The organism is Streptomyces sedi (genome assembly GCF_006335015.1).
Lineage (GTDB): Bacteria > Actinomycetota > Actinomycetes > Streptomycetales > Streptomycetaceae > Streptomyces > Streptomyces sedi.
Genome location: NZ_VDGT01000004.1, coordinates 357,081 through 373,830, shown reverse-complemented (window position 1 = coordinate 373,830; position 16,750 = coordinate 357,081). Strand labels below are relative to the sequence as shown.

General features: G+C 74.9%; 11 protein-coding genes. 5 read left to right on the top strand and 6 right to left on the bottom strand.

What is annotated here, in order from left to right; genetic code table 11:
- Positions 1-352: 352 nt before the first annotated feature.
- Both FH715_RS08290 and FH715_RS08285 read right to left on the bottom strand, forming a co-directional pair.
- Positions 353-2,044 (bottom strand): ATP-binding SpoIIE family protein phosphatase, encoded by a 1,692-nt coding sequence (locus FH715_RS08290; RefSeq protein ID WP_139642299.1) that lies wholly within the window; start codon positions 2,042-2,044, stop codon positions 353-355.
- 112 nt (positions 2,045-2,156) lie between these two features.
- Complete coding sequence (locus FH715_RS08285) at positions 2,157-3,623, bottom strand: NAD(P)/FAD-dependent oxidoreductase (RefSeq protein WP_342782165.1); 1,467 nt, start codon at positions 3,621-3,623, stop codon at positions 2,157-2,159.
- A gap of 318 nt (positions 3,624-3,941) precedes the next feature.
- On the opposite strand from FH715_RS08285, the gene FH715_RS08280 reads away from it, so the two are divergent.
- Both FH715_RS08280 and FH715_RS08275 read left to right on the top strand, forming a co-directional pair.
- Positions 3,942-4,676 (top strand): helix-turn-helix domain-containing protein, encoded by a 735-nt coding sequence (locus tag FH715_RS08280; protein WP_139642295.1) that lies wholly within the window; start codon positions 3,942-3,944, stop codon positions 4,674-4,676.
- A gap of 231 nt (positions 4,677-4,907) precedes the next feature.
- Entirely contained in the window at positions 4,908-6,686 is a 1,779-nt protein-coding gene (locus FH715_RS08275; RefSeq protein WP_139642293.1) for a sigma-70 family RNA polymerase sigma factor, read from the top strand.
- 34 nt (positions 6,687-6,720) lie between these two features.
- Here the strand turns inward: FH715_RS08275 and FH715_RS08270 are convergent, their stop codons facing one another.
- Positions 6,721-8,793 carry an asparagine synthase-related protein gene (locus FH715_RS08270; RefSeq protein WP_139642292.1) on the bottom strand — a complete coding sequence of 691 codons (2,073 nt, stop codon included), beginning with the start codon at positions 8,791-8,793 and terminating at the stop codon, positions 6,721-6,723.
- A 622-nt stretch (positions 8,794-9,415) separates the two neighbouring features.
- Here FH715_RS08270 and FH715_RS08265 point away from each other — a divergent pair.
- Positions 9,416-10,825 carry an NsdA family TPR-like regulatory protein gene (locus FH715_RS08265; RefSeq protein ID WP_139642290.1) on the top strand — a complete coding sequence of 470 codons (1,410 nt, stop codon included), beginning with the start codon at positions 9,416-9,418 and terminating at the stop codon, positions 10,823-10,825.
- Positions 10,826-10,886: 61 nt separating this feature from the next.
- On the opposite strand, the gene FH715_RS08260 is transcribed toward FH715_RS08265, so the two are convergent.
- Positions 10,887-12,374 (bottom strand): PQQ-binding-like beta-propeller repeat protein, encoded by a 1,488-nt coding sequence (locus tag FH715_RS08260; protein ID WP_139642288.1) that lies wholly within the window; start codon positions 12,372-12,374, stop codon positions 10,887-10,889.
- Between the two features lie 182 nt (positions 12,375-12,556).
- Between FH715_RS08260 and trmB the strand changes: the two genes are divergently transcribed.
- A complete protein-coding gene (trmB, locus tag FH715_RS08255) occupies positions 12,557-13,282 on the top strand; it encodes a tRNA (guanosine(46)-N7)-methyltransferase TrmB (RefSeq protein ID WP_139642348.1) in 726 nt (241 codons plus the stop codon).
- Between the two features lie 83 nt (positions 13,283-13,365).
- Positions 13,366-14,568: a PrsW family intramembrane metalloprotease gene (locus tag FH715_RS08250; protein ID WP_139642286.1), complete on the top strand. Its 1,203-nt coding sequence runs from the start codon at positions 13,366-13,368 to the stop codon at positions 14,566-14,568.
- Between the two features lie 38 nt (positions 14,569-14,606).
- Here FH715_RS08250 and FH715_RS08245 read toward each other — a convergent pair whose 3' ends face one another.
- Positions 14,607-15,635 carry a tetratricopeptide repeat protein gene (locus tag FH715_RS08245; protein WP_139642284.1) on the bottom strand — a complete coding sequence of 343 codons (1,029 nt, stop codon included), beginning with the start codon at positions 15,633-15,635 and terminating at the stop codon, positions 14,607-14,609.
- A gap of 152 nt (positions 15,636-15,787) precedes the next feature.
- Positions 15,788-16,729 carry an aldo/keto reductase gene (locus FH715_RS08240; protein WP_139642282.1) on the bottom strand — a complete coding sequence of 314 codons (942 nt, stop codon included), beginning with the start codon at positions 16,727-16,729 and terminating at the stop codon, positions 15,788-15,790.
- Positions 16,730-16,750 lie beyond the last annotated feature (21 nt).

The window sequence follows — 16,750 nt, the reverse complement described above, 5'->3', positions numbered from 1 at the left end:
GTGAATGCTTCATCAAAAGATGTCACCCACAAAGATGCTCGAACATCCTCGCAAATAACTCAAAAATCTGGCATTGACTTTTGGCACGCTGTTGAGTTCTCAAGGAACGGACGCTTCCTTCAAACCCTTCTCAGGGCCCTCCGGGCGTTCCCTTCGCTGTGTCCACTACTTTAGAACCAACCCCGCCCGAATTCCAAATCCGGGCTCCGGAACCCCAATTCGGACATACCTCGGACAAGCCGAAGCAGACCCTCACCGGGAATCAGGTTCACACGAAGTGGGTGCCACACATGGCGGCAGAGTGCGCCCTTGACGAGCGCTTGAGGAACCTTACGTGGTCCCCCCTACGGCGTCAACTCGCGTCGGGGAGGGCGAACTCCGCCCAGACCGCCTTTCCTCCCTCGGGGAGTCGGCGGGCTCCCCACTCGGCCGCGATGGTGGCCACCAGGGCGATGCCGCGGCCCGCCTCATCGGCCGGTTCGACCTGCTGGCGGCGGGGCAGGTGCTCGTCCCCGTCCGTCACCTCGACGATCAGCCGGCGGTCGGTGCGGCGCAGCCGCAGGCGCATGGGGGCGCGGCCGTGTTTGAGGGAGTTGGCGACGAGTTCGCTGGTGGCCAGCACTCCCCACTCCCTCAGCTCCTCGGGGAAGCGCCAGCTGGCCAGCACCCCGTCCGCGAAGGCGCGGGCGCGGGGCGCGGCCTCGATGCCGCCGAGCAGGTCGAGGGCGGCGCCCCGGAAGAGGTCGGCCTCCTCGCCGTGGCGCTCGGGGCAGGTGAGAACGAGCACGGCGACGTCGTCGTCGTGGTCCTCGGTGATGTCGAGGGCGCGCAGCAGGCGGTGGCAGGTGATGCCGGGGCTGTCGCCCGCGCCGGCCAACGCGCGTTCCAGGGCGCCGAGGCCGACGTCGATGTCGGCGTCGCGGCGTTCCACCAGACCGTCGGTGTAGAGGACGGCCTGCGCGCCGGGGCGGAAGGGGACGGTGCCGGAGGCGTGGATCCAGCCGCCGGTGCCCAGCGGCGGCCCGGTCGGGTCGGTCACGCGGTGGACCGTGCCGTCCGCCTCGCGGATCAGCGCCGGGAGATGGCCGGCCGAGGCGTAGGTGAGGCTGGCCTCGTTGGGGTCGTAGACGGCGTAGACGCAGGTGGCGATCTGGCTGGCGTCGATGTCGGCGGCCAGTCCGTCGAGGAGGCCGAGCACCTCGTGCGGCGGCAGGTCGAGCTTGGCGTAGGCGCGGACGGCGGTGCGGAGCTGGCCCATGACAGCGGCGGCGCGCACGCCGCGGCCCATCACGTCGCCGATGACCACGGCGGTGCGGCCGGCGCCGAGGGTGATCACGTCGTACCAGTCGCCGCCGACGGCGGCCTCCAGGCCGCCCGGTTGGTAGACGGCGGCGACCCTGAGGTCGTCCGGCTGCTCCAACTTCTGCGGGAGCAGGCTGCGTTGGAGGGTGACGGCGGCGGCGCGCTGTTCGCTCTCGCTCTCCCTGAGGCGTGTGGCCGCGACGACCTGGTCGGTGATGTCGGCGGCGAAGACCAGCACCCCGCGCTGGGCGGCGCCGCCGTCGGGGCCGGTGAGGCGGATCGGGGTGCAGGTGAAGGTGAAGTGGCTGTCGCGGGTGTCGCCCGGGACGCTGCGGGACTTCATGGTGCGCGGGGTGCCGCTGCGTTGGACCTGGTCCATCAGGGGGAGCAGGCCGAGCTCCACCAGCTCGGTGAGGGACTCGCGGGCCGGGACGCCCGGCTGGCGGGTGCCGAAGAGCGCGGCGTACGCCTCGTTGACGTAGGCGACTCGGTGGTCGGGGCCGTGGACGACGGCGACCGGTGCGGGGACCTGGCCGAGCAGCTCGTGCACGGCGAGGGCGTCGACGCCGGGGCCGCCGGCCGACGGGGCCCTGGCGGCCGGCTCACGGGGCTCGGCCCTGGCCGCCGGGACGGAGGCCGCCGGCTCCTTGCCGGCGCCGGCCGGTGCCGGGGAGCGTCCGTCGGTGGCGCCGTGGCGGCGCTGTGCTCCGGGCAGCCGGATTCCCCAGCGCGTCAAATTCACAGCGTTCCGATCCGATTCGTTCCGGGAGTCGTCTGTCTTCTTACTCTTGGGTGAGCGGCGTCCCACCCATGGTCACACGGTCGGGGGTCGGGTCGGACCCGTGGGCGTGGCCTCAGGGGCGCTTTCGGCGGCGGTCGGGGTCGGCTGCCAGCTCGAACTCGGCTCGCGGGTGTTCCAGCGAGCCGAGTGAGACGATCTCACGTTTGAACAATCCCGCAAGGGCCCATTCGGCGAGGACGCGCGCCTTGCGGTTCCCCGTGGGCATCCGCCCGAGGTGGTAGACGCGGTGGAGCAGCCAGGCGTTGAGTCCCTTGAGTTTTCGGCCGTATACGCGTGCGACGCCCCGGTGCAGGCCGAGTGAGGCGACGGAGCCGCCCTGGCGGTGTCGGTAGTCGGTGGTCGGCCGGTCTTCGAGGGTGGCGACAAGGTTGTCGGCGAGGGTGCGGGCCTGACGGACCGCGTGTTGGGCGTTGGGGGCGCACATCGGAGTCCGCGCGCCGGAGCGCGGGGAACGGGCGCGGGGCGCATCGGGGTGTGACGGCTTGTCCGCGGTGGTTCCCGAACGCCTCCGCTGCTCGGTGCCGGCGGCCTCCGCCGGTTCGGCGGTCGCGGCGAGGTCGGGGACGGCTGCCGCGTCGCCGGCGGCCCAGACATGGGGGACGCCGGTGACCCGCAGATCGGGTTCGCAGCGGACGCGGCCCGCCTCGTCGAGGGGGACGCCGCAGTCGGCGAGGACGGGGTGGGGCTTGACTCCCGTGGTCCAGACCAGGGTGCGGGCCGGGTGGCGTGAACCGTCGTCGAGGATGGCGACGCGGTCCTCGCAGCTGACCAGGCGGGTGTTGAGCCGAACGTCGATGTTGCGCCCGCGAAGCTCGCGCAACGCGTGGGCTCCCATTTCGGGCCCCACCTCGGGGAGGATGCGGTCGCTGGCCTCGACCAGTAGCCAACGCGGTTCGTCCGGGCGGATGTTGGGGTAGTAACGGCAGGCGTATCGCGCCATGTCCTCCAGCTCGGCCAGCGCCTCGACCCCGGCGTAGCCACCGCCGACGAAGACGAAGGTCAGGGCGGCGTCCCGCGCGGTGGAGTCCCTGGTGGAGGAGGCGATGTCGAGTTGCTCAAGCACATGGTTGCGCAGGCCGATCGCCTCCTCGATGTTCTTGAAGCCGACGCCGTGCTCGGCGAGACCGGGCACGGGGAGAGTGCGTGAGATGGAACCGGGGGCCAGCACAAGCTCGTCGTATTCCAGCCGGAGGGGTTCGCCGGACGCGTCGGACTCGGCCGCCGTGCGGACCATCACGGTGCGCGTCACGGGATCGGCGCCGACGACCTCACCGGGCAGGAACCGGCAGTGCGGGAGCACCCGGCGCAGGGGAACGACGACGTGGCGAGGGGAGAGAGAGCCGGCCGCCGCCTCCGGAAGGAACGGCTGGTAGGTCATGTAGGGATCGGGGCTGACCACGGTGATCCGTATGTCACCGCCGCGCAGCTCGCGTCGCAGCCGACGTTGGAGGCGGCGGGCCGAGTACAGGCCGACGTAGCCGCCGCCGGCCACGACGATGTGCGCGGTGTGCTTGGTCACACGACCATGAGGCACCGCGGGACGGAGTTTTGTCCACAGGTCGTACGCAGGACGTCTCCGTTCGAGGGGCTCCGTCCGGGGGCGTTCTCCGGCGGTCGCGGTGCGCGCGGCCCGCGGTGTCGCGGCCCGGCGCGGTCGGTGGGGTGTCGGCTCGTTCGGCGAGGGACGGGGGTGTCAGTGGGGCGGCCTAGGGTGCCGTCGGAGGTTCGGAGAACCAGAAGCACCGACGAGGACGTGTTGCACGGGGGAAGTGGATCGACCGCTTCCTCGAAGGACTTGCCCGGCCGCGCGGCGCGCGGGTGGGCTTCGGGGGGTCACATGCGTGTCAAGGAGTCGGCCGACGGCCGTGAGACCGGAGAGAAGTCGAGCCCGGTGGCGAACGGCCGCTGGCAGGAGGGTCAGCGGCGTTCGGCGCCGCTGCGCGTCGACGCGCAGCGGAATCTGCGCCATGTGCTGAGCGCGGCGCGGGCCGTCTTCGGCGAGCAGGGGTACGGAGCCCCGATGGAGGAGGTCGCCCGCCGGGCACGGGTCGGTGTGGGGACGGTCTACCGGCGGTTCCCCAACAAGGAGGCGCTGGTCCGGCACATCGCGGCCGAGGAGACCCTGCGGCTGACCGAGCGGGCCAGGGAGGCGCTGGCCGTCGAGGACGAGCCGTGGCACGCGCTGGCCGGGTTCGTGCAGCGTTCGGCGGCGGCGGGCGCGGGGCGGTTGCTGCCGCCCGAGCTGCTGTCGGCCGGCGGGCGCGGGGAGCGGGTGCCGCCGCAGCGGACTCTTCCGGCGGCGCCGGGGGCGGCGGCCGGGGCGGCGCGGGCGGTGGTGCCCGACGAGGCGGAGGATGTGCCGGCCGAGTCGGGCGAACTGCTGGCGGCCGTCGAGCAGTTGGTGGAGCGCACCCGGGCGGCAGGGCAGCTGCGCGCCGATGTGACCGTGGCTGACCTGCTGTTGGTGATAGCGACGACGCCGCCGCGGCTGGACGATCCCGCGCGGCAGACGGCGGCCGAGGCGCGGCTGTTGGAGATACTGCTCCAGGGCCTGCGTCCCGGCGAGCGCTGACGGGCGCACGCGTGGCGTGCCGGGCTCGCGCGCCGGGAGACGCGCCGGCGGGTGCGCGCCCGGTGGGACCACCGGGCGCCTCTTGAACAGCGAGGGCACCCTGTACACCGCCCGAAAGGGTGGTTTGCGGGGTGCCCTCTCCTCCCCGGAGTGCGGTCATGACAGCCTGTCGTCGGTGCTGACACCCGCGTACGCGGCGCGGGAGCCACGAGGACAACGGGGGCCGGTCACATGGACTTTGACGGTCGGAGCGAACTCTCCGAGGAGTCCACCGTGCCCCGCCAGCGCGAGGAGCGCTCGGGAACGGCCGACCTCGAACTGATCGACCGGATGCGTCGGGGCGAGCCGGGAGCGTACGACGAGTTGTACCGGCGCCATGCCGAGTCCGTGCGCCGGTACGCACGCACCTGCTGCCGGGACGCGGACACGGCGGACGACCTGACCAACGAGGTGTTCGCCGCCACCCTCCAGGCGGTGCGGGGCGGCGCCGGGCCGCGAACGGCGGTGCGCGCCTACCTGTTGACGTCGGTGCGCCGGGTCGCCGCCGAGTGGGCGCGCACCACCCGACGGGAGCAACTGGTCGAGGACTTCGCGGTGTTCGCGCTGTCGGAGGCGGCGACCAGGGACGGACGCCCCGGTGCCGAGGAGTCGCCCGCCGAGGTGCGGGCGATGCGCGAGGCGGAACGCAGCATGGCGGTGCGGGCGTTCCGCTCGCTGCCGGAGCGCTGGCAGACGGTGCTCTGGCACACCGCGGTCGAGGAGGCGTCGCCGCGCGAGGTGGCGCCGCTGCTGGGGCTGACGCCCAACGCGACCGCGGTGCTGGCGCACCGGGCGCGCGAGGGGCTGCGGCAGGCGTTCCTCCAGGAGCATGTGAGCCGGACGCTGACCGAGGGCGGCGAGTGCGCGAGCTACGCGGAGCGGCTCGGGGCCTACGCCAGGGGTGGGCTGCGCACCCGGGCGGAGCGCGGGCTCCGCCGGCATCTGGAGGAGTGCCAGCGCTGTGCCTCGGCCGCCGTCGAGGTGCGGGCGGTCAACGAGAACATCGGAGCGCTGCTGCCGGTCGCGTTCGTGGGGTGGTTCGCCGCCGACGCGGGCGCGAAGGGCGGGCTGCTGTGGTCGGGGGCCGCGGGCGCGGGCGCGGGCGCGGGTGCGGGTGCCGCGGGCGCCGGCGCGGGTGGCGGTGCCGGCGCGGGCGGCGCGGTGAGCGAGGGGCTGGGAGCGCCGGTCAAGGCGGGCGTGGTCTCCGGGGTGGTGGCGACGGCGGTGGCGGCGGCCCTGGCGCTGGCCATGATGGGTGGCGAGCCGGAGCCGAAGGCCCCGCCGGAGGCGGCGGACGCCAAACCGCCGGCCGTGCCGGCACCGGAGCCGGAGCCCGCACCCGAACCGGAGCCGGAACCGACGCCAGAGCCAGAGCCAGAGCCCGAACCGACACCGGAACCCGAACCGGAGCCGGAACCAGAGCCGGAACCGACTCCAGAGCCAGAGCCAGAGCCCGAACCAACGCCGGAACCGGAGCCCGCACCCGAACCGGAGCCGGAACCCGAACCGGAGCCGACGCCGCCCCCCGCCGTGCCCGCCGCGCCGTACGAGCTGCACGAGTTGGCCTTCGACCTGTGGGGCGCCCGGGACGAGCCCACGGTGCGGCTGGCCGACAGCACCCCGCTCTGGCAACGGGAGCGGCTGAGCGTCGGCGGCGTCGAGTATCCGCACGGGGTGACGGTGCCGAGTTCGTCCTCGGTGGTCATCGACCTGAACGCCGCCTGCCTGAACTACTCGGCGCTGGTCGGCATCGACGACCTGAGCCAGGGGATCGGCGCGGCCGTGTTCTCGGTGTACGGCGACGGCGCCGAGCTGTGGCGCTCTCCCGAGATCGCCGCCGGGGAGCCCGCGATGCCGCTGACCGTTCCGTTGAACGGCGTGAAGGAGCTGCGGCTGGACGTCGAACCCCGGGGCGCCCTGGGCGCGTTGGCCCTGGCGGACTGGGCCGAGAGCCGGATCGTCTGCGGCTGAGGGGCACGTTCCCTCGGGGAGCACGCCCGGGGCGTCAGGGGGTGACGCCGCTGGTGACCGCGCGGGGGTCGTGGTGCCCCTCGGCGGTCCAGCAGGAGCCGCGCCGCAGCAGCAGACGGCGCAGCCACAGCTCGACGGAGACCAGCTCGGCGAGGCCGTCGAGCGCCAGCGGCTCGCCCTGCGAGGCGGCGCGCAGGGCCTTGCGGACGACGCGGGCCTCGACGAGTCCCGCGTCGGCGAGCAGCGGCGCGTCGAAGAGGTCGACGAGCGGCCCGACATGGGCGGTGAGCCCGGCGCGCAGGGTCTCGTGGTGCGCGGTGGCGCCGGTCGCGCCCCAGCCGGGGGGCAGGTCGCGGACGCCCGCGCCGTCCAGCACGGCGCGCAACACATCGGCGCGCGCCCCGGGTTGCACGCGCACGCTCTCGGGCAGCGCCTGACAGGCGCGGACCACCTGGTTGTCGTAGAACGGGGCGTGCAGCCGCTGGTGGCGCAGCTCGGTGGCCTGCTCGAAGACCCGCTGGTCGGCGGCGTGCCTGGCGAGCACGGCGCGGGCCCTGCGCACCCCCGGGCGGCCGGCCATCATCGCGCTGCGGGGGCTCGCGGCCACCGCGTCGAGCCGAATCGATACTTCCGCGAGCGCCTCCCCGGTCAGCCAGCGGGCCGCGGGGCCCGGCCGGCACCAGGCCAGCGCGGCGAGCGAGGCGCCCAACGCGCCGTCGGCGAGGGGGCTCTCCTCGGGCGGCTGGCGCAGCAGCACGGCGGCGCTGCTCAGCCCCTCGTGGTACGGGGTGCGGGCCAGCCGCCTGGCCGCGCGGTAGACGGTGAACGGGACGAGCACCGAACGGCCGCCCCCGCCGGTCGCCTTGGCCAACGCCGTGGCGGGGCGCAGCAGATGGCGTCTGCGGCGGTCCAGCACCAGGTCGGCGAGGCGGGCGGGGTGGGCGTCCAGGACCTCCCTGGCGCCGTTGCCGATGAGGTGGTCGGCGCTGCCGGCGGAGAGCCGGTGGCGGTGGCCGGCGGCGCCGACCAGGGAGGGCCCCGGCTCGTCGGTGAGCGGGCCCGACTCCAGGTCGCCGAAGGGCAGCGCGTCGTCGCCGCCGGCGACCACCACGTGGTGGAGCCGGGGGTTCTCCCCTATGGCGCGGGCGCGTTCCAACTCGGAGGCGCGCGCGCCGGCCGCGGGCCCCGCCAGCTGCGGCAGGTCGTTGAAGGTGACGGCGAGCAGGCGCTCGCCGGCCTGGGTGGCGCCGGTGCCGTAGACCGTGCCGGGCATTCCCGGCAGTCCGGCGGCGAGCAGCGCCAGGGTGGCGGAGGCGCTGCCGCCGGAGAGGTCCGCGCCGACGCCGGGCGCCGGCTCACGGCCGGAACGGGCGGCCCTGCGGTCGGCGGGGCCCATCCCGGGGACCGGTCCCGCGTCCCTGGCGGGGGCGTGCCGGGGCGCGGCGAGCCGGGTGCGGACGGCCTCGACCAGCGCCTCCCGCACCCCGGCGACCGCCGCCTCGCGCTCCAGCGGGGGCGCGGCGACGACCAGGGACTGGGTCGGCTCGTAGTCGGAGATGTCGCGGCTGCCGCCCTCGCGCAGCAGCAGCGCGTGGCCGGGCGGGACGCGGCTGACGCCGTCGTAGGGCGTGCCGTCGCCGATCGCCTCCGGCGACTCGGGGCAGGCGAGCAGGGCCGCGAGGTGGCCGACGTCCAGCTGCGCCTCGGTGAGGTCGGCCAGGGGCAGGGCGGCCGTGGCGTAGGCGGTGCCGCCGGCCCAGTCGGTGTGGAAGACGGGGCGGTTGCCCGCCAGGTCGGCGGGGATCACCGTGCGCCGCCCGAAGCGGGCGACGGCGGTGTAACTGCCCGGCCAGGTCGTGAGTTGACGGAGCGCGCCGGCGCGCGCGGAGACCAGCGCCCGGCGCAGGGTGGCGTCGTCCGCGCCGCAGTAGCCGAAGACGGCGAGATGGGTGTCCCCGTCGCCGTAGACGAGACGGATCTCGTCGGGCCGCCAGTCGCCGACGGCCCAGAGCGGATCGGGGCCGTCCCACAGGAGTTGGGCCCCCAACGGCTGGATGTCTCTGGCCGCGCTGGCGGACGCCCCGCTCCACCCGACCAACCACCGCATCGGCGCCTCCCCCCACTGTGTTTACGGGCCCTGTGGTCCCGGCGGACCGGTGCCGTCGCGTAGGTGTCAAGGCCAATGCTGCCATGGGAGGGACGGATGCGGGGCATACCGGGGAGGTAGTTCGCCTGTGTGGCGAACTACCTCGGACGCGGCGGATGCCCTGGGAAGGCCCGCCGAACTCTCTGTCCCGCCGCCGGAGACGACGTTTGTTTTCGGCCAAAGTCTGGTGACGGCAAGCTTGTTGATCAAGCGTCACGCACCTCGGGAGAGCTTGCGGTCCGGGAGACGCTGGCTGTCTCCCGGACCACACCGCCGTCCGCGGGGAATGAGACGACGGCTTCCCCCGACCCGCCGACCTTCGGGGCAGCGGGCCGACCCACGCGGAAACATGGAAGCGCTCCCCTCCGAAACTGCCCAGAGCGCACACCCGGGCGCACGGCCACATGCCGGGAGCACGGTCTCCCGGCCGAACGGCGCTCGTACGGGGGTACGGACATAATCCCGCCAACCGGCATCCACCCCCTTAACGGTGAGCAGGCGGCGAACTACGCTGGGTTCGCGGAGGCACGGGAATGCCCTGCGCTGGTCGCGGGGCTGCCGTTGGTGTGTCAGGGGTGCGCGCATGTCCAGGGAGCAACGCGGGCCGAACGAGAAGCTGGGCGCGGTTCTCGCCCTCGCGGGGATCAGTAACGCCGGGCTGGCCCGTCGGGTCAACGACCTCGGGGCGCAGCGGGGCTTGACGCTGCGCTACGACAAGACATCGGTGGCCCGATGGGTGACGAAGGGGATGATCCCCCAGGGGGCCGCCCCCCATCTGATCGCGGCGGCCATCAGCAGCAAGCTGGGACGCCGGGTCCCGCTGCACGAGATCGGCCTGGCGGACACGGATCCGGCGCCCGAGGTCGGGCTGGCCTTTCCGCGCGACGTGCGCGGGGCCGTCGACTCGGCGACGGAGTTGTATCGCCTCGATGTTGCCCCTGGCAAAGGCATCTGGCAGTCGCTGGCGGGATCCTTCACGGTCGCCGCGTACGCGACCCCGGTCTCGCGGTGGCTGATCACCCCGGCCGACGCCTATGTCGGCCGGGCGACCCCCGCGCAGGGCCCGTCCGCCGCCGGCCGCGTCGGGCACACGGACGTCTCCAAGCTGCGCGAGGCGGCCGAGGAGGCCAGGCGCTGGGACTCCAAGTACGGGGGAGGCGACTGGCGTTCGTCGATGGTGCCGGAGTGCCTGCGCACGGACGCGGCGCCGCTGCTGCTCGGCAGCTACGCGGACGACGTGGGCCGTTCGCTCTTCCGCGCGACGGCCGAGTTGACGCGGCTGGCCGGGTGGATGGCCTTCGACACCGGGCAGCAGGAGGCGGCGCAGCGGTACTACATCCAGGCGTTGCGGCTGGCCAGGGCGGCGGCGGACGTGCCGCTCGGCGGCTATGTGCTGGCGTCGATGTCGCTCCAGGCGACCTACCGCGGCTTCGCCGACGAGGGCGTCGACCTGGCGCAGGCGGCGCTGGAGCGGAACCGCTCGCTGGCGACGGCGCGGACCATGAGCTTCTTCCACCTGGTGGAGGCGCGGGCGTTGGCCAAGGCGCACGACGCGCCGGGCTGCGGCGCCGCGCTGTCCGCGGCGGAGAGCTGGCTTGAGCGTTCCCGGGAGGGCGACGGCGACCCGGGGTGGCTCGACTTCTACGCCTACGACCGGCTGGCCGCCGACGCCGCCGAGTGCTACATCGACCTCAAGGTGCCCGGCCAGGTGCGGCACTTCACCGAGCAGGCGCTCTCGGAGCCCACGGAGGAGTTCGTGCGCTCGCACGGGCTGCGGCTGGTGGTGGCGGCCGTGGCCGAGCTGGAGTCGGGGAACCTGGACGCGGCGTGCGCCGCGGGCTCCCGCGCGGTGCAGGTGGCCGGGCGGATATCCTCGGCCAGGACGACGGACTATGTCCGCAACCTGCTCCACCGGTTGGCTCCGTACGGTGACGAGCCGCTGGTCAAAGAGCTTCAGGAGCAGGCCCGCCCGCTCCTCGCCACTCCGGCATGACCGGGCACATGACACCGGCACAGACCGGTGGCCCTCCGGGGCCCCGGAGGGCGGTGAACGGTCACCGTTCGTAGGCGTGGAGGCGTAGCTTCGGGGTCGGGGCGGCCATGGCCGTGAGCAGGTAGAGCTGGTTCTCGTCGAACGCGGCGAACTGGTGGTCGTAGGCGCGGTCCGGCGAGAGCGCGACCGAGCCGTCCGTCGAGATCTCGCCGGTGGCGGGGTCCAGCGTCCGCACGCGCAGCCGGTCCCCCTCGGTCGGCTCGGCGAGCAGCGGCTCGCCCACCTCGTTCAGGCCCAGCGGCTGGGTGTCGGCGGCGAGTTCGACGGTCCAGCGGCGCTCGCCCGTGGCCAGTTCGTAGCCGGCCAACAGCCAGATGTCCGCCGGCACCTCGGCGTCCGGCGCCGGCTGGTAGCGGGTGACCAGCACCTCCCCCGCCACGACGGAGTGCGCCCCCGGCAGCGGCCCGGGGGTCGGCTCCCGCTCCCCGCCTCCGCCCCCGTTCCCGTTCCCGTCCTGGGGCCGCTCGTCAGCCGTCTCCTCGTCGGCCGTCTCCTCGCCGGTCGAGCCCAACGGGAGGCGCCACAGCTCCTGGCCGGTCTCGCCGTAGGCGACCAACCCCGCCTCCGCGCCCCGCCCCTCGACCAGCACCACCGGGTCGCCCGCCACCACCTCGCGCAGGTCCAGCTCGGCGCCCGGCGCCGTCTCGTGGCTCCACTCCCAGGCGCCGGAGTCGGCGTCGTGCACGCTCAGCTCCCGGGTGCCCGGCGCGCCCCGGCACTGGCTGAGCACCAGCAGCCGGTTGCCGCGCTGCCGCACGGTCACGGGCTGCCGCAGCTCGGGCCGGCACTCCGCCTCGGCCCGCTCGGGCGGCCTGGGCAGCGGCGAGGTCGCGCCGTCCGCGACGGCCAACCGGTGGAACGCCTGGGGCGCGCCGTCCCCCGACAGCCCGACGGAGACCGTCTCCCGTCCGACGGCCACGGTCACGCCGGCCGCCCCGACCGGCTCGTCGCCGGCGGCCAACTGGCGCCACCAGCGCAGCTCTCCCCGTTCGCCGTCCACCAGGGCCAGCACCGAGCAGCCGCCGTCCGCGTCCTCGTAGAGCACGGCGCCCTCGCCCGCGGCGTTGGCGCGGGGCGCGGCGGCGCACGGGGCGCCGGCGCCGGGGGGCGCGTCGGCGTCCCAGGTCTCGCGGCCGTCGACGGTCCGGTAGCCGCGCACCGCGCCGGCCGTCACGACCGTCACCGTCCCGTCGTGTGGCCAGACCCGGATCACGTCGGCGCCCGCCCCGGTCACCGGCGCCAACACCGCGGGCGCCGCCCAGAGTTGCGCCAGCTCCTCGGGGGGCGTCGGCCGCCGGTCCGGCGGGGCCTCCGTCTCCCCGGCCTCGGCGGGGTCGCCGTCCTCCCTGGTCAGCACCACCACCGAGACGGTGAGCAGCGCCAACAGCACCACTCCGACCGCGGCCACCACTCCTATGCGGTCCTCGCCCTCCGCCACCGCGGCTCCCCCCGTCGCGTAGGTGTCGTCGGCGTCTCCACGCGCCCCCACGCGCGCCAACGCGCCGGGTCGCGCGGGAGCGTCGTGGCTGGTTCGACGCCCGCCTTCTGGGTCCGACGTTCCTCCCCGCCCGCGCGGTTCCGGCGCGCCGTACCATCGAGGGCACTGTGTCCGATTCACTGTCCGATCCCTCCAGCGCGCCGTCCGCCGTCTCCGCCGACGCGCGACCCCGCATGTTCCCGCCCGGCGTCGGCCCCGCCGCCGACCCGACCGAGGGCGGGCCGACCGAGCGGGCGATCCGCAGCTTCCAGCCCCGGCGCAGCCGGGTCACCCACGCGCAGCGGCAGGCGCTGCTGCGGCTGTGGCCGCGATGGGGGGTGGAGATCGACGGCCGCACCCCTCTCGACCCGGGCGCGCTCTTCGACGGGCGGCCCGTGGTGCTGGAGATCGGCTTCGGCATGGGAGAGGCGACGGCGGAGATGGCAGCCGCCGACCCCGCGACCGGGGTGCTCGCCGCCGACGTGCACACCCCCGGCCAGGGCAATCTGCTGCGCCTCGCCGACCAGGCCGGGCTCGACAACGTGCGGGTCGCCAACGGGGACGCGATCCTGCTGCTCCGCGACATGCTGCCGGCCCGTTCGCTGGCCGGGCTGCGGGTCTTCTTCCCCGACCCCTGGCCGAAGACGCGGCACCACAAGCGGCGGCTGATCCAGCCGGCGTTCGTCGAGCTGGCCGCCGAACGGCTGGCGCCCGGGGCGACGTTCCACTGCGCGACGGACTGGGAGCCCTACGCGGAGTGGATGCTGGAGGTGCTGAACGGCCACGAGGGGCTGGCCAACACCGCCCCCGACGGCGGCTTCGCCCCCCGGCCGGCGCACCGCCCGCTCACCCGCTTCGAGCGGCAGGGCCTGGCCAAGGGCCACCGCGTCCGCGACCTCCTCTTCCGCCGGCTGCCCTGAGCGACGGCGGGGAGCCGTGCCCAGCGGGCCGGTTCACGACTTCGGGACTGCGTCGGGCCGGCGACAGGCCGTAGGGTCGTGGGGTGCGCCTCTCGCTCCCCCCACTTCTCGGCGCCCGCCGGCCTCCCGCTCTGGTCGTCTGCGTCCTGCTGTCCCTGTGCGCGCTGCTGGTCGGCGCGGTGATCCACGACGAGACGGGCACCGGCGGGTTCCTGGTCGGGCTCGGCCTGGCGACGCTGCCGCTGCCGTTCGTGGTGTTGGCGGCGCGCTGGCTGCGCACGGTCGCGCCGTGGGGGTGGCGGTCGTGGCTGTTCGCGTTCGGCTGGGGCGCGTGTGTGGCGACGCTGATCGCGCTGACGGCCAACGGGCTGCTCGTCGCCTGGCTCACGGGCGAGCCGGCGCGGCTGGCGCCCTCGAAGCCCGACACCCTCGAACTGACCGTGATCGCGCCGATGGTGGAGGAGACGGCGAAGGCGGGCGCGCTGCTGGTGCTCTGGCTGCGCGGGACGCCACGCGGCAACGGGGTGCTGTTCGGACTGGCCGTGGCGGGCTGTGCCGCCGCCGGCTTCGCGTTCACCGAGAACATCCTCTATCTGGGCAACGCCTTCGCCCAGGACGAGCGGCTGGGGGTGTCGGGGCTGTGGAACTCGGCGACGGTGGTGACGTTCGTGGTGCGGATGCTGCTGGCGCCGTTCGCGCATCCGCTCTTCAGCGGGCTGGCCGGGCTCGGCTTCGGGCTGGCGGTGGTCCTGGGCCCGCGGCTGGGCCGCTGGCGGCTGGCGCTGCCGCTGGTGGGGCTCGGCCTGGCGATGGCGCTGCACTCGCTGTGGAACGCGTCGACCTCGCTGAGCTTCTTCCGCTTCAGCGCGGTCTATCTGCTGCTGATGATCCCCGTGCTGGCCGCCCTCTGCTGGGTGGCCGTGACCGTGCGACGGCGTGAACTGCGCCTGCTGCGGCGCACGTTGAACCACTATGTGGCGGCCGGCTGGCTGGCGCCCGGCGAGCCGTCGGCGCTCGGCTCGCCCGGAGGGCGCGCGAGGGCGCGCAGGGCCGCACGCCGGGCGCGCGGCGCGGCCGGTGCGCGGGCGCTCGGCGACTACCAGCGCGCGGCGACGGAGTTGGCGGGGCTGCGGGGCGAGGCGACGCGCGGCCGGGTCCCGCGCGACTTCGCCGAACGGGAACGCGCGCTTCTCCACACCCTGTGGAAACAGCGGGAGTTCGCGTCCGCCACCACCCTGGCCACGGCGCGCGAGAACGCCGGCGCGCGGGAGGCGCACCGGCGTTGAACGCGCGCCCCGGGCGGGCCGGGGCGCGGAGCGGCGGCTCAGCGCAGGCTGGTGACCAGGCCCTCGCCGGAGGTGGCGCGGGTGCGCAGCCAGTGGTGCTCCTCGGGGCGCAGCTGGCCGGGGAGCGCCAGGCCGACGACGTCGATCGTCGGGTTGACGTCGAGGTGGTCCAGGAGCCTGAGCAGCGAGAACCCGGTGGTGGGGTCGGTGGCCCAGCGGGGTTCGCCGAGCAGCGCGGGGTCGCGCACCGGGTGGCTGAGCGAACGGTCGCCGAGGTAGCTCTGCGCGCCGGGGACCAGCCGCAGGCTGACCGCCTCGGCCCACTGCTCGGGGCGTTCGCCGAAGACCAGCCGCACCTCGGCACGGCGCCGCCAGCCAGGGCCGACGCTGGCGTGGGAGACGGCGTGCAGGTCGGTGCGTTCGCCGGTGCCCGGCGGGTGCGGCACCTGCGAGTCGAGCCGCATCACCAGGTCGTAGCCGTCGATCCGGGAGCCGAGCCCGCTGGCGGCGACGGCCTCGCCGCCGCCCACCACGCAGACGCGGCGCCCGGCCAGCCACTCGCGCAGCCCGTCGACCGTCATCGGCTCGGGGGCCAGCGCCAGCGGCGCCTGCGCCGAGACGTCCGTCTCGGCCAGGGCGCGGTGGCGGCGGTAGGCGTCGCTGGCCTCGCCGAGGCGCCCGTCGGCGGAGAGCGCGCGCCCGCGCAGCAGCCAGGCGTCGCCGGAGCGGGTGCGCAGCGCGACGGCCGCGTCCGCGAGGCGGCGCGCCAGGCGCACCTGTCCCGCGGGTATCGCGGCCTCGCCGGCGCGCAGCAGCGCCGCGAAGGAACGGTCGGGGCACGGCACGACCTCGGCCCGTTCGCGCACCAGCTCACCGATGGCGGCGACCAGCCGGCCGGTCTCCGGGGCCGCCTCGCCCAGGACGCCTCGGCTGAGGTACCCGGCGCACTCCCGGACGCAGCCGGCGAAGAGGTCCTCCGCCCGCGCGACGCTGCCCGGCCAGGTGCCGCCCGTCCGGTGCGCGCCCAGCGGCCTTCCGGTGTCCCTCGACCTTCTGATGGCCTTCATGCCCGCGACCTTCCCGCCCACTCCCCCCGAACGCGTTGCTCCCGGGTGCCGGGAAGGTGAACGTTGGCGAAATCGCCTCCGATGCGGCCCACGGACGACGACCGGCCACCGGGCCGCCCCGGCGGGGCGGGGACCGGTGCGGCCGGCTGGGGTCAGTCGCTCGCGCGGGTGAGGCGTTCGGCCTCCGCGTCGGTGAGGGTCAGCTCGTTGACGGTCAGCAGCGGCCCCAGCTGCTCCAGGGATCGCGCGCTGGCGATCGGCGCGGCGACCGTCGGCCGCGCCCGCAGCCAGGCCAGGGCGACGGTCGCGGGCGCGACGCCACGAGCCGCCGCGATCTCGTCCAGCGCCGCGAGCACCCGCGGCCCCCGCTCGGTCTCCAGGTGCTGGGCCGCGCCGCCAGCGCGTTCGCTGGCGACCTCGACGCCCGGCCGGTACTTGCCGGTGAGAAAGCCGGCGGCCAGCGACCAGTAGGGCAGCGCGGCCAGCCCCCACTCGGCGGCGATCGCCTGCCGCTCGCCCTCGTAGGTGTCGCGGGAGACCAGGTTGTAGTGCGGCTGGATCGCGACGTACCGGGCCTTGCCCGCGTCGCGGGAGAACTCCAGGGAGGCGACGAGGCGTTCGGTCGAGATGTTGGAGACGGCGATCTCCCTGACCTTGCCGGCGGTCACCAGCTCGTCGAGGGCGGTGATGATCTCCTCGACGGGGACCGACTCGTCGTCGAAGTGCGTGTAGTACAGGTCGATGTGGTCGACGCCGAGGCGGGTGAGGGAGGCGTCGGCGGCGCGGTGGATGTTCTCCGGGGAGAGCCCGCGGAAGTCGGGGTGCGCCCCGACCTTCGTCGCCAGCCGCACGTCGTCCCGCCGGCCGCGGCGGGCCAGCCAGCGGCCGATGACGGTCTCCGAGACCCCGCCGGGGTTGCCCGGCGCCCAGGAGCTGTAGCTGTCGGCGGTGTCGACGAGGTTGCCGCCGCCTTCCACGTACGCGTCGAGGACCGCGAACGACTGGGCCTCGTCGGCGGTCCAGCCGAAGACGTTGCCTCCGAGGCAGAGCGGGGAGACCTGAAGCGCGCCCACGGCGCGTGTCGTAGCCGTCATGCCGTGAGCCTCTCACGCGTC

Bases quoted from the DNA above. Each gene is read 5' to 3' on its own strand.
- FH715_RS08280 (WP_139642295.1), top strand. From the start codon at position 3,942: ATGCGTGTCAAGGAGTCGGCCGACGGCCGTGAGACCGGAGAGAAGTCG.
- FH715_RS08275 (WP_139642293.1), top strand. From the start codon at position 4,908: ATGGACTTTGACGGTCGGAGCGAACTCTCCGAGGAGTCCACCGTGCCC.
- FH715_RS08270 (WP_139642292.1), bottom strand. From the start codon at position 8,793: ATGCGGTGGTTGGTCGGGTGGAGCGGGGCGTCCGCCAGCGCGGCCAGA.
- FH715_RS08265 (WP_139642290.1), top strand. From the start codon at position 9,416: ATGTCCAGGGAGCAACGCGGGCCGAACGAGAAGCTGGGCGCGGTTCTC.
- trmB (WP_139642348.1), top strand. From the start codon at position 12,557: ATGTTCCCGCCCGGCGTCGGCCCCGCCGCCGACCCGACCGAGGGCGGG.
- FH715_RS08245 (WP_139642284.1), bottom strand. From the start codon at position 15,635: ATGAAGGCCATCAGAAGGTCGAGGGACACCGGAAGGCCGCTGGGCGCG.
- FH715_RS08240 (WP_139642282.1), bottom strand. From the start codon at position 16,729: ATGACGGCTACGACACGCGCCGTGGGCGCGCTTCAGGTCTCCCCGCTC.